10 protein-coding genes are annotated in these 12,750 nt (G+C 60.6%); 6 read left to right on the top strand and 4 right to left on the bottom strand.

The window, feature by feature from the left end:
* Positions 1–54 precede the first annotated feature (54 nt).
* Together GSQ81_RS15075 and GSQ81_RS15070 are read right to left on the bottom strand one after the other, a co-directional pair.
* Complete coding sequence (locus GSQ81_RS15075) at positions 55–1,053, bottom strand: hypothetical protein (RefSeq protein ID WP_158911504.1); 999 nt, start codon at positions 1,051–1,053, stop codon at positions 55–57.
* A 4-nt stretch (positions 1,054–1,057) separates the two neighbouring features.
* Positions 1,058–1,411 (bottom strand): PadR family transcriptional regulator, encoded by a 354-nt coding sequence (locus tag GSQ81_RS15070; RefSeq protein WP_158911503.1) that lies wholly within the window; start codon positions 1,409–1,411, stop codon positions 1,058–1,060.
* Positions 1,412–1,707: 296 nt separating this feature from the next.
* On the opposite strand from GSQ81_RS15070, the gene GSQ81_RS15065 reads away from it, so the two are divergent.
* The 6 genes from GSQ81_RS15065 to GSQ81_RS15040 all read left to right on the top strand — a co-directional run bounded on the left by GSQ81_RS15065 (position 1,708) and on the right by GSQ81_RS15040 (position 10,561).
* On the top strand, positions 1,708–2,718 hold the full coding sequence (locus GSQ81_RS15065) for a UbiA family prenyltransferase (RefSeq protein ID WP_158911502.1): 1,011 nt from the start codon (positions 1,708–1,710) through the stop codon (positions 2,716–2,718).
* A gap of 8 nt (positions 2,719–2,726) precedes the next feature.
* Positions 2,727–4,232: a DUF6798 domain-containing protein gene (locus GSQ81_RS15060; protein WP_158911501.1), complete on the top strand. Its 1,506-nt coding sequence runs from the start codon at positions 2,727–2,729 to the stop codon at positions 4,230–4,232.
* Between the two features lie 417 nt (positions 4,233–4,649).
* Positions 4,650–5,063, top strand: coding sequence for a hypothetical protein (locus tag GSQ81_RS15055; protein ID WP_158911500.1), 414 nt, complete (start codon positions 4,650–4,652; stop codon positions 5,061–5,063).
* 88 nt (positions 5,064–5,151) lie between these two features.
* Complete coding sequence (locus GSQ81_RS15050; RefSeq protein WP_254060219.1) at positions 5,152–6,378, top strand: TolC family protein; 1,227 nt, start codon at positions 5,152–5,154, stop codon at positions 6,376–6,378.
* The gene (locus GSQ81_RS15045; protein ID WP_158911498.1) at positions 6,375–7,475 is read left to right on the top strand and encodes an efflux RND transporter periplasmic adaptor subunit; all 1,101 of its coding nucleotides are present in this window, start codon (positions 6,375–6,377) and stop codon (positions 7,473–7,475) included. Before GSQ81_RS15050 ends, GSQ81_RS15045 begins: the two co-directional genes overlap by 4 nt.
* 2 nt (positions 7,476–7,477) lie before the next feature.
* Complete coding sequence (locus GSQ81_RS15040; RefSeq protein ID WP_158911497.1) at positions 7,478–10,561, top strand: efflux RND transporter permease subunit; 3,084 nt, start codon at positions 7,478–7,480, stop codon at positions 10,559–10,561.
* On the opposite strand, the gene GSQ81_RS15035 is transcribed toward GSQ81_RS15040, so the two are convergent.
* Together GSQ81_RS15035 and GSQ81_RS15030 are read right to left on the bottom strand one after the other, a co-directional pair.
* The gene (locus GSQ81_RS15035; protein WP_158911496.1) at positions 10,562–11,362 is read right to left on the bottom strand and encodes a hypothetical protein; all 801 of its coding nucleotides are present in this window, start codon (positions 11,360–11,362) and stop codon (positions 10,562–10,564) included.
* 65 nt (positions 11,363–11,427) lie between these two features.
* A complete protein-coding gene (locus tag GSQ81_RS15030; protein ID WP_254060218.1) occupies positions 11,428–12,609 on the bottom strand; it encodes a glycoside hydrolase family 130 protein in 1,182 nt (393 codons plus the stop codon).
* Between the last annotated feature and the right edge of the window lie 141 nt (positions 12,610–12,750).

Here is a 12,750-nt window from a genome sequence, read left to right as displayed (position 1 = left end):
AGCAAAAGGAAGCATGGCGTTTTCCTGTTGCCCTCATAGAAACAGGAAAACGGTCTAGACCATTGCGCCGCCGGTTCTGGGCACGGTGGACGCGGCGATCATCTTCCACAGGTCCCATAGCAATTTAAAGATTCTGACGGCCAGCCCGATCTCGAAGCCGAGATGGATCAGCGCATTGACCCCTGCGAGAGAGCCCAGATCGTGAGCGCTCAGCGCCGCTGCCGGAGCGAAGTACGATCGTGCCTGGAGCAGCACCGCAAGGATGCCGATCCCAAGCACCTGCTGGGCAATCTGCAGGCCGTCGCGCCATCTGCTCAGAGGGGTGTACAAGGCCAGCGCCTTCAAGGGAAGCATCAAGATCAGCAGCGCCATGATCTGCCAGTAGAAGACGTGCCACTCCGGCGTGAGGCCGACGTGCAGCCCGCGGATATAGCCGAGTCCGGGGCCGAGCAGGAGATAAGGCTTATACGGAATGATGAAGAGCCACGCGATCCCAACCACATGCACAGCCACGTCGGCGATGCCGCTTGCCAGCGACGGCCGCTTGCCGGGTACAGCGAGCGGCGGCAGATCGTTCGGGTTCCATCGATTCGATACTTTGATCTCCGCGAAGTATCGGCCCTGCGCAAATTCGAAGAGGGCGAAGGCCAACGTCACACATCCCCAGAAGGTGAGCAGGGCGAACGGCAGATGGCCGATGGCAGCCCAGACATCGAAGCTGCCTTTCTGGAAGATGAGGCCGACCGCCTGCGCGGTCGCGTAGGCCAGCAACACCAACGGGAGACTCTTCTTCATGGTGAGCGAGTAGATCGGGAACAATCCCGGCCCAATCAGATACTGTTGCGACTGATATTGCGCCGCCACCAGCACCGGCCTGCCATGGGCTTCGAGCACCGATGCAACCTCGGCCTGGGTGAGAGGCCGTCCCAGCTCTTCCTCGCGGGCCTCGATCTGCGCCAGCAGGTTCTCGCGCAGCTCGGCCAGCGTATCGAGCCTGGTCCTTGCCGGCAGGTGCTGTCCAACTGCCTGTAGATAACGTTCGAGAAGATCCATCGCTCTACCTCTCTCTCTTGTCTTTTAAAATCCTGTGCAGTGAGTCGTTGATGCCGTTCCATTCCACAAGCAGTTGCTCAAGAATTGCTTCGCCAGCAGCAGAGAGCCGATAGAAGCGCTTGTTGCGCTTCTCCTCCTCGCGCCACTCGCTGCTCAGCAGGCCCTGCGTCTCCAGCCGCCGCAGCAGCGGGTAAAGCGTGCTCTCCTCGATGGCGAGTCCCTCATCGGCCAGCGCCTTGCGCAGCGTGTAGCCGTAGTGCTCCACGCGTAACTGTGCCAGCACGGCGAGAATCAGGCAGCCCCGCCGAAGCTCAAGGCGGAGGGAATCGAACAATTCGTTTTGGGTTGTCATAGTCATACTGTTCAATACACACTGTACATCACACAGTGTGTGCCGTCAAGTGTGGCTTTCCGACAGGTCCGGGGCGGTTCTTCTCCCCATGTGGTTTGGTGATTCGAGCAAAACGCAGATTCCCTTCGGGAATGACAAATCAAAAGAGGAATGACAAACAAAGGAAGCTGCACCTGAGAGGAATAGCTCTAACGCTGCCTGTTCTGCCGCAAAATTCGGGGGTTTTTGCTCAAAGTGAGATAATAAAGCTGCCATAGGTGAAGACCGCTTTGGGCTATTTTTGTTAGGATTTCGAATACTTTATGGCGAGTCGAGCCCATGAAAGCGCAGTCGTCGCAGCGCCGCGAACCGATCTGGCGCTGCCCATCCCCTTCGGGGTACGGCTGCGCGCCCACATCGCGATCATGCGATTGGACCACTCGATCAAGAACATCTTTTTGCTGCCCGGCATCGTTGTTGCCCTGAGCCTTCTGCATCCGAAGCTCAGCCAGTTGGGCCAGATACGGCTGATGCCCATCGTAGTCGGTGTCGTGGCCGTGACCTTGATCGCGTGCAGCAACTACGTGCTCAACGAGCTGCTGGACGCGCCCTACGATCGGCTGCATCCGCACAAGTGCAATCGTCCAGCCGCGCTTGGATTGATTGACCCGAGCGCAGCCTACGCGCAGTGGCTGGCGATGATGGTCGTGGGCATGACGCTGGCCTCGTGGATTGGACTGCGCTTCGCCGTGGCCGCGGGAGCGCTGTGGATCATGGGTTGCATCTACAACATTCGGCCGCTGCGCACCAAGGATGTCGCCTATCTCGATGTGTTGACGGAGTCGCTCAATAATCCGCTGCGCATGTTGCTGGGCTGGTACATGGTCACGCAGGTCATCATTCCGCCGACGTCGATGCTGTGCGCCTACTGGATGCTGGGCTGCTACTTCATGGGGCTGAAGCGGTTCAGCGAGTTCCGCGAGATCGGCTCGCACCAGGGTGCGTGCGCCTATCGCAAGTCCTTCGAGAACTATAGCGAGCGCAGCCTGCTCGGCTCGGTGGTCTTCTATGCGTCGATGGCCATGATGATGTTCGGCATCTTCGTCGTCCGCTATCGCATCGAGCTGATCCTCGCTTTTCCGTTCATCGCGCTGCTGATGGCCATGTACTTCGACCTCTCTTTTAAGAAGAACAGCGCCGTGCAGCACCCGGAGAAGCTGTACCGGGAGCCGTCGCTGATGGCGATTGCGCTGGCAACCTGCATCATCATGATTGTGCTGCTGAATATCCATCTCCCGCTGGTTGGGCAGATCTTCACTCCGACGAAATGGTAATTCGCAATTTGACAGAAGACAGGACGCAGCACCTTCGCTATCCATTGCTTCGCCTGTTTCTTCTGGCGTGCGCGGCAGTGCTGGCGCAGGGCTATCACTTTGGCGTGGACGATGGCGAGATCTACATCCCCGCGATCAAGAAGGTCTTCAATCCGAGGCTCTATCCGTTTGGCGCGGAGTTTTTTGAAAGCCATGCGCATCTCTCTTTGTTCTCTCCGCTGGTGGGATATTCGGCGCGGCTGCTGCATGTCTCCGTCGAGTCCGCTGTCTTGTTCTGGCATGTGGGCTGCATTTTTCTGATCCTGATCGCCGGTTGGCAACTGGCGCAGATTTTTTTTCGCAGCGCGCGCGCGCATTGGGGAGCGGTCGCGCTGCTGGCCGCGCTGCTTCCGGTTCCGGTTGCCGGGACCGCGCTTGTGCTCTCCGATAACTACCTCTCGGCACGGTCGTTTTCCGCACCATTCGCTCTGCTCTCCATCGGCTTTTTGTTGCGCGGACGGCTGCGAATGGCCTTCGTGTGGCTGGTGGTCACAGCGTTCTTTCATCCGCAGATGGCGGTCTACTGCGCCGCGTTTTTGATCCTCTACTGGTACATCGACCGCAGCTCGGCGACCAACACGGAGCAACCCGTACGGCTGTTGGCGCTGGCTGCTCCGAGCGCGGGGCTGCTGCACAGCTTCAGTCTTCAGCCGGCGACGGGAGCTTATCAGGCGGTGCTCTACAGCCGCACCTACTTCTTTGCCTATCGCTGGCACTGGTACGAGTGGATCGGCGCGATTGCTCCGCTGCTTCTGCTGGCACTCGTCGCGTGGCGAACGCCTCGGGCTGCGTCCGCTGCCATGGCGAAGACGAGCCGCGCGCTCATCGTGCTGGGAGTTTTTTCGACCGTGGTCTTCCTCGTTTTTTCGGCGAGCCATCGCTTCGACAACTTCACCCGCCTGCAACCGATGCGGATGTTCCACCTCGTCTACCTGCTGATGTTCGTGATGCTCGGCGGCCTAATCGGCGAGTATGTGCTTCAGGCGAAGCCGTGGCGATGGATCGCGCTGTTTGTCCCTCTCGCGCTCGGCATGTTCGCGCTCGACCGCAGCGAGTATGCGTACAGCCCGCACATCGAGCTGCCCGGACGCACGGACGGCAATGCCTGGCTTGAGGCCTTTGCATGGGCCCGCGCAAATACGCCCGTCGATGCGGTCTTCGCGCTCACTCCGAACTATATGGCGATTCGCGGCGAAGATGTCCATGGCTTTCGCGCGCTTGCCGACCGCAGCATGTTGGCGGACGCTTATAAGGACAGCGGCGCGGTCACCATGTTTCCTCGCCTGCTCGACGACTGGCAGCAGCAGGAACAAATGCTCGCGGGCTGGCGCAGCTTTGGGCCGACTGACTTCGAGCGCCTGTCCGAGATCTCTCCGGTGACGTGGGTCATCGTCGAGAGGCGGCAGCAGAGCGGTCTGGACTGTCCCTACAGCAACGGTGAAGTCGCGGTCTGCCGCATCGTCGTGAAGCCGTGATCGAGTGGATGCAGTTTGCGCGAGCCGAAAAGGCTAACACCGATTTAAAGACGATCCGGCCTTGATTTCCAGATGCCCTGCCTGCCAGGTGAACTCGGCCACCCCGACGCATGTCATCTCGACCTGCCACTGATGTACGTCATCTCGACCGAAGGCGTGCGGCTTTATCGCACGCCGTAGTGGAGAGACCTCTGTATTTTGCCGACGCATCGGGGCTGAACATTCGGCGAGGAGATTGAGAACCGAAGGTTAAAACAAATACAGGGGTCTCTCCACTACGCTTCGCTCCGGTCGAGATGACGTGCCTTTCTGGCGGCCATCTGGGGATCCTGGTGACGTTTTGCGTCGTAAAAGCAGCGCCTGAACCATCGCCGGAATACAGCTCCGTTGATCCAATTGTGCTATTCTCGGCGCAGCGTGGAGCTTTTTCTAAATCTCGCATGGGCCGCACTGTCTATCTTCCTTATCTCGGGGTGGGTGTGGGCGATTCGCAAGGGACACGCTGAGTTTGAGTGGACCACTTTGGTCGCCTTGCTGCTGCTGCTAGTGCTGCTGTTCCCGGCGATCTCCATGACCGACGACCGCGTCGCGATGAGCACGCCGAGCGAGCTGGAACATATGATGCGATCGAGCGAAGCTCCTCTTGGCCAGATCGCGGTCCTTGGCCTGTTCAGCCTGCTTGGGGCAATCGTGCTGGTCGTCCTGAACATGGCCGCGCCGCTGTTCTATTCACGACTGCGCCCGCGCATCTTTGCCGAAAAACTTCTGACCGGCTTAATTCGAGCCGTTGGCGTTCGACCGCCTCCCGTGGCAGGTCTTTTCGCCTGCTAGCAGAAGCTCGTCCCTTATCAGCTCTTAAAATCCAGACACTGAAGGCAGTATGACGCAGAAATTTTTCTACGTGCTGTGCGCCATTTCGATGGCATGGCCGTCTCTTCAAGCACAATCACCGCCCTCATCGGTCCAGCCTGCGCCGATCACGCTGCAGCAGGCGGTCGATCGCGCCGTGGCCGACAATCCCTCGCTGGCCTCGGCCCGCGAGCATCTTTCTGCCGTGCGCTCCACCATGCTGACCGCCGAGGCAAGGCAGAACCCGACGCTGACCCTGCTGGGCCAGGGGGTCACGCTGCCCGAGGTCAACGACAACGGCGGCAACCCTTATTACTACTCGGCCAATGTCTCGCGGCTGTTCGAGCGCGGGCAGAAGCGCCGCTGGCGGATGGAAGGCGCAACCGACACGGCGCTGGTGACCGAGAGCCAGCTCCACGATCAGCAGCGGCAACTGGTGCTGAGCGTGCGGCAGGCTTTCACCAACATGCTCGCCGCCAAGGCCGCGCTGGCGATCGCCGAAGAGAACCTCACCGACTATCGCAAGACGGTCGACCTGAGCAAGCAGCGTCTCGATGCCGGTGACATTACTCGCACCGACTTCGAGCGGATCGACCTGCAACAGGCGCAGTTCGAGGCCGACGACGACTCCGCCGGTCTGAACCTGCAACAATCGAGCGCGCAGTTACAGCAGCTCTTCGGCATCGATCATCCGTCGCCGACGTTCGACGTCACCGGCACGCTCGAGCCGCCACAGCTTGCGCTGACGATGGCCGACGCCGAGACTCGCGCCCTTGACGCGCGTCCGGACTTTCAGGCAGCGAAGCAGTCGCTGCTGTTGTCGCAGGCCAATGCACGCTTCGCCATCGCCAGCGGCACCGCCGACCCGACGCTGGCGAGCGAGTATGAGCGCAGCGGCGCAGACAACACCTTCGGTGTCAGCCTCTCGATTCCACTGCGCATCTTCGACCGCAATCAGGGCGAGAAGGAACGTACGCGCTACGAGATCGACTCCAGCAGGCTAGCCGTGGTGGCAGCGCGCACACAGGTCGTCTCCGATGTCGACCAGGCGTGGTTCGCGCTCGACACCGCGCAGCACCAGGCGGTTCGCTACAACACGCATTACCTCGCCGAGGCTGGGCGCGTGCGCGACAACCTGCAGTTCAGCTATCGCAACGGAAACTCGACGCTGCTTGATTACCTCGATGCACTGCGCGACTACCGTTCCATTCATCTCAGCAGCCTCAACGCCAATGTTCAGGTGTGGCTTGCCATTCACCAACTCAGCTACGCGACCGCGACGGACATCCTCCCATGAAAATCTTGAAGCCACGCATTGAAATTTTGTCAGTCCTTGCACTCTCCGTCTTTCCCTTGACGGCCTGCAACCATACGCCGCCCGCGGCTGAAAAGCAGCCCACCAACGTCGGTGTCGATACCGCTGTCGTGCACGCGACCCAGAGCACGGACTACCTCGAAGTACCAGCGCACATCATGGCCGACCCGGCGCACGTCGTCCACATCTATCCGCCGCTCAGCGGGCGCATCCTCGGCCTCAACATCCTGCCCGGACAAAATGTGGTGAAGGGGCAGGTGATCGCGCAGTTGCAGAGCAACGATATCGCGGTGGCGCGATCGGACTTTGAGAAGGCAAAGATCGAAGTGATCCGCGCGAACGGCGCACTCGCTCGCGGCAAACTGCTGCTGACGCACGATGTGCTGTCGCAGGCGGACTTCGCCGAGTTGCAGGCCACCGACGATGTTGCGCACTCGGAACTCGAACGCTCGCGCCAGCATATTCGCGAGCTTGGCTTTGCCGAGAACAGCGTGGCCGACACGGTTGCGCTGCGCGCACCGATCTCCGGCGCTGTGCTCGACATCGGCACGGCAACGGGTGAGATGCAGCGCTCGCTGGACAACGCAACCTCGATTGCCACCATCGCAAATCTGGATACGGTGTGGGTGGTGGGCGACGTCTTCGAGAAAGACCTTGCATCGGTCCGTCCAGGCAGAGCGGTCGATATCGTGGTGCCTGCCTATCCCGACCTGAAGCTCACGGGCCACATCCAAAATGTCTCCGACGCGCTGGACCCGACGACGCACACGCTGAAGGTGCGCGTGGTTCTGGCGAATCCGAAGCACCAGTTGAAGTCCGATATGTTTGCCACCATTCGAGTGGCAGGCGTTCCCCATGCAACTTATATCCTGCCCGCGACGGCGGTGCTGCATGAAGCCGACAAGACATTCGTCTTCATCGCGAATGCTGCGGGAGGATTCGATCAGCGCGCTGTGACCGTGGGCCGCACGCTCGATTCGGGTACGGTGAAGAACATCGAAGTCCTCAACGGTCTCAACGACGGCGACAAGGTCGTCACAGCCGGCGGCGCTCTGCTTCGCCCAACGAGCGGAGACTAAGCGTGCAGCCACTCATTCGCCTCTTCATCCGCTATCGCACCATCATCCTGATCCTCTTCTTCGTCATGCTCGCGCTCGGCGGCTTCCTGGTGACGCGCCTCGATATTGAGGCGTATCCCGATCCCTCGCCGCCGCTGGTCGAGATCATCACGCAGAACCCCTCGTGGTCTGCCGAAGAGATGGAACAACAGGTCACCGTACCGGTTGAGACCACCATCAACGGCACGCCGCATCTTGACCAGGTACGCTCGATCAGCATCTTCGGGCTCTCCGACGTGAAGCTGTACTTCGACTTCGACAGCGACAGCTTCCGCGATCGCCAAGAGGTGTTGAACCGTCTGCAGACGCTGTCGCTGCCGAATAATCTGCAGCCACAACTGTCACCGTGGTCGCCTATCGGCGAGATCTTTCGCTATCAACTCGTAGGCCACGGCTACACCCTCAACGAGATCAAGGCCACGCAGGACTGGCTGGTGCGCCGCGAACTGAAGCAGGTTCCCGGCGTCATCGACATCACCACCTTCGGCGGCACGACGCGGCAGTATCAGATCGAGGCCGACCCCAACAAGCTGTTGAGCTACGGCGTCACGCTGCCGCAGGTCATCAACGCGGTGCAGTCGTCGAACGCCAACGCGGGCGGAAATTATTTGCAGCTCGGCAACCAGAACGTCAACGTGCGCGCAGTCGGACAGGTGCACACGGCCGAGGACATCGGTGCGATTGTCGTGGCGGAGAAGAATGGCACGCCCATCACCGTGCGCGACATCGGCACGGTCAGCGAGGGCTTTCAGCCACGGCTGGGACAGGTCGGGCGCGACAAGCAGAACGACATCGTGCTCGGCATTGTGCTGTTGCAGAAGGACGAGAAATCGCTGCCGACGCTGAAGGCGCTGAAAGAAAAGATCACCAGCCTGAACGCGGGCAGCCTGCTACCGCCGGGCATGAAGATCAGCACCATCTACGACCGCACCACGCTCATCAACCAGACGACCCACACCGTGCGCGACATCATCATCACCGGGCTGATCCTGGTGACGCTGGTGCTGCTGTCGATGCTGGGAGACCTGCGCATTACCTTCATCGCGGCGGTCACCATTCCATTCGCGGTGCTGTTCGCCTTCGGCATGATGGTGCTTGCGGGACGCTCCGCGAATTTAATTTCCATAGGAGCGATTGACTTCGGCATTCTCGTCGATGCATCGATCATCGTGCTCGAAAGCATCTATCGAAAACTGTCGCGGCGCATCGAAGGCGAAGAGACCGGCGAGCTGATCGTCGAAGGCGTCACCGACGCGGCGCGGCCTGTGCTGTTTTCGACGGGCATCATCGTGGTGGCCTTCATTCCGTTGTTCACCATGCAGGGCGTGGCCGGGCAGATCTTCTCGCCCATGTCGGTCACCTACGGATTCGCGTTGCTGGGCGCTCTGCTGTTCGCGCTGGTCTTCGCTCCGGTGCTCGGCTATCTGACCGCGCCTACGGTGCAGAAGGTAGGCGACGGCTATACGTGGTTGAGCCGCTCGCTGCGCCATGGCTACGAGAAGGTCCTGCATCGCACGCTACGCCATCCCAAGTCTGTCTGGATGGGCGCGGCGATAATGCTGCTGGCGGGTGTGCTGTGCTTCATCTTCGTCGGCGGCGAGTTCATGCCTCCGCTTGAAGAAGGAAATCTATGGATCCGCGCGACGCTGCCGCAGGACATCTCCTTCGACACCTCGGCGACGATGGCGAACCAGATTCGTGCTGTCATCGCGGAGTCGCCCGAGGTGACGCAGACGGTCTCGCAGATGGGACGCCCCGACGACGGCACCGACGTCAGCACCTTCAACAATATCGAAGTCTCGGTCGCGCTGAAGCCTGCCGACAAGTGGCGACCTGGGCTGACGAAGCCTGAGCTGATCGAAGAGATGAACAATCGGCTGTCGCGCTTTCCCGGCATCGAGCTGAACTTCTCGCAGAACATTCAGGACAATGTCGAAGAGGCCATGTCGGGCGTGAAGGGCGAGAACTCGCTCAAGCTCTTCGGCGATGACTTCGACACGCTGACCAGTCTTGCCGACAAGATCGAGACGGTGATGAAGTCCGTTCCCGGCGTCGCCGATGTCGGCGTCTTCAAGGTGGGCGGGCAGCCGTCGCTCATCATTCAGACCAACCGCGCCAAGGCGGCACGCTACGGTGTGCTGTCGGCGGACATCAACGCCGCAGTGCAGGCTGCCATCGGCGGCGCGCCGGTCACGCAGGTCATTCAAGGCGACCGCCGCTTCGACCTGACGGTACGCTATCCCGAAGGCGATCGCAGCAGCCCCGATGCCATTCGCGCCATTCTTATCCCGACCGCAGACGGCGGCAGCATTCCGCTGGGACAGGTGGCCGATGTAAGCATTCGCGAAGGCAGCTTCATGATCTATCGCGAGGGAGGCCGCCGCTACATTCCGATTAAATTCAGCGTGCGCGGACGCGACCTCTCGACCACCATCAACGATCTGCAGGGAAGGCTCAAGCAGCAGGTGAAGCTGCCGACCGGATACGACTACACCTGGGCGGGTGAGTTCGACTCGCTCAAGAAAGAACAGCGGCGGCTCGCCGTCATCATCCCCATCTCGCTGGCGATCATCGTGGTGCTGCTCTTCATCCAGTTCAATACGTGGAAGGATGCGTTCATCATCATCGCCACGCTGCCGTTTGCCGCAGTCGGTGGAGCGGCGTCGCTGTTCGTGACGCGAACGCCGTTCAGTATCTCCGCCGCAGTGGGCTTCACGTCGCTGATAGGAGTGGCCACGCTGGGAGCGGTGGTCTTCATGTCGGGCGTGCGCCGCGCACAACGCGAGAGCATCACCGAAGATGGACGAACCGACAAGGGGCTCGAAGAGGGCTGCATCGACGAGATGCGTCCAGTGGTAATGGCATGCCTCGCGGCTGGCCTTGGCCTGTTGCCCGCGTCGCTCTCAAACGGCATCGGAGCGCAGGCGCAGCAGCCGCTGGCCCGCGTCGTGGTGGGTGGAATGATCACGACGATCATCGCCATCCTCTTCATCCTTCCGCTGCTGCTTCGTCAGAAGCCGCAACGCAGAGAAGACGAGGCTGCTTAGTTACTGCGTGGCAGAGTCGCTCGGAGGCAGGATGCGAAAGCTGACTTCGAGCTTGTGGTAGTTGCTGTAGGCAGCGTTGAAGGCCCACTCCGTCTCGGTGCCCTCGTAGGTTGAGTCCGCAGTCGAGGCGATGGTCGTGGGCATCCAGAAGGTGCGGCCATCGAGCAGCATCGGAGCGTAGACGATGGTGATGCGCCAGGCGCCGACCGTCTGCGGAACAATGATGTGGTGGGGCACGACAAGCTCCAGCCGCTTGACCTGCATCGTGGCCGGGTCGATAAAGACCCGGCCATTGCTCTCTTCGGTGAGCAGACAGTTGTCATGCTTTCCCGGCAGCGTGGCGAATTGAATGACGTACGGCTTGCCCGGCTTCGTCGGTTCGAGCGCGTAGCTCATGCACGATTGCTGGTCGAGGCTGACGACGTCAAGACCGCCCGAGAAGACGCCGCTGAGGGTCGTTGGACCCTGAATCTGCTTTTCCGCGACGGCCCCGTTCACTGCCTTGGTCTCGCGCGACTCATCGAGCGTCGTTATTCCGCTGGGATGCGTGACGCGCTTCAGCCGGAAGATCGAATCGTTGACCGAGATCTGATGCGTGTTGCCATAGGTCAACGAAGAGACGACGTGCTCGCTGCAATAGAAGTCGGGGACCTGGGCATCGTAACGATGAAGATTATTGTCGAGCTGCTGCAGCACATCATTGAGCGTAGGCGATGAAGCCGTTTGCGCGAGGGCCGCAGCAGGCAGGAGGAGAACACCGAGCAGCGCAAGCGCGGCGATCCTCTCGACTCTGGCCTTCATCTGTCTCCTCCTGAACTGCGGCTTCGGAAGTCATGAGAATGATAGGCCATGCAGGCCGCACATGGTTAGCGAGCAGGCTGTTCCGCAACGGCGACTCCGACGAAAGAGTCGGCGCAGCCGTAGTAGAGAAACCACTTCGCCTTGAAGAAGACCAGCCCCTCGGCAAACGTCGTTCCCGTGGGATACTGCCCGCTGCGCTCGAAGGGCATCTCGGGCTTGAAGACCGGTTCGTCGGTACGTTCGAGCAACTTCGCCGGATCGTCCGCAGAGAACAGCGCTTCGCCAACTGAGTACGCGCCGGGATCGAGCCCGGCTGCACCATGCGCTGTACCATTTTTGCCGTTGTACAAAAGCACGATGCCCTTCGGTGTCAGCACCGCCGGTGGGCCAACCTCGGGAAAGCCGCTGTCGAAGCGGTCTTCTCGGCGCTTGAGCAGCACCACCGGATCGCCCTTCTCATCTTCGAGCGCAGTCCAGTGGATGAGGTCAGGCGACGTGGCCAGATGAATTTCGACCTCGCCCCAGTACATCCAGAACTTGCCGTGAATCCGCGCAGCGATCAGGCGTCCGTTCACAAGCTGCGTCACGATGCCCGATGACTTGTAGCTGTGAAATGCCGGACGATCGCTCGGCGGAAACACAGGCCCATACTTCGTCCAGAGCATCAGGTCCTTCGAGGTGGCGATGCCGATGCTGGTGGACTTGCGGTTCCACTGCGTGTAGGTCAGCACGTAGCTGCCGTCGGGAGCCTCAACCACACGCGGATCTTCGACGCCGCCCGGCCACTCGCGGTCTTTCTGCGCATCGTTCGCGGCATAGAAGACTGGCTCGGCGTTGCGAACGAAGTGAATGCCGTCGTCGCTCGAAGCCAGCCCCAGCCGCGAGATGTGCATGCCGATCACCCTGGGGCCGCTATCGTCTTCGGCGCGATAGAGCACGTAGATCTTTCCGTTGCGTACGACCGCCGCCGGGTTGAAGGTGTTCGACGCCTCCCAGTGAACAGGGTGCTGCCGCAGCGGATCGGAGAAGACCGACTGCGGATTGGGCGTGATGACTGGTGCCGTGACGGGCCGGTGAAACGGGCTGATGGTCCAGGGTTGCTGACACAACGCGGCGCAGGGAGCCATAAAGAGGGCCAGCATCGCAGAGGCTCGGGCTATTTGTGAGAGCGACTTGATGGCGACGAATTTTCTTTGGGGAGGCATCGGATCAATATAGTGGAACCGATACGCATTCTTTAAAAGCAAAATACAGGGGTCTCTCCGCTACGGCGGCAAAAACGCCGCCTTCGGTCGAGATGACGTGCGTTTATGATTCGGTTGAGTTAGTTTGGGCTCGATTAGGGAGCACACAAAAGCACGTCATCTCGACCGGAGCGAAGCGCAGTG

The organism is Granulicella sp. L56 (genome assembly GCF_009765835.1).
In the GTDB taxonomy this organism is placed as follows: domain Bacteria; phylum Acidobacteriota; class Terriglobia; order Terriglobales; family Acidobacteriaceae; genus Edaphobacter.
The sequence above is the reverse complement of the archived record's forward strand: the minus strand, read 5'-3'. Positions and strand labels throughout refer to the sequence as shown.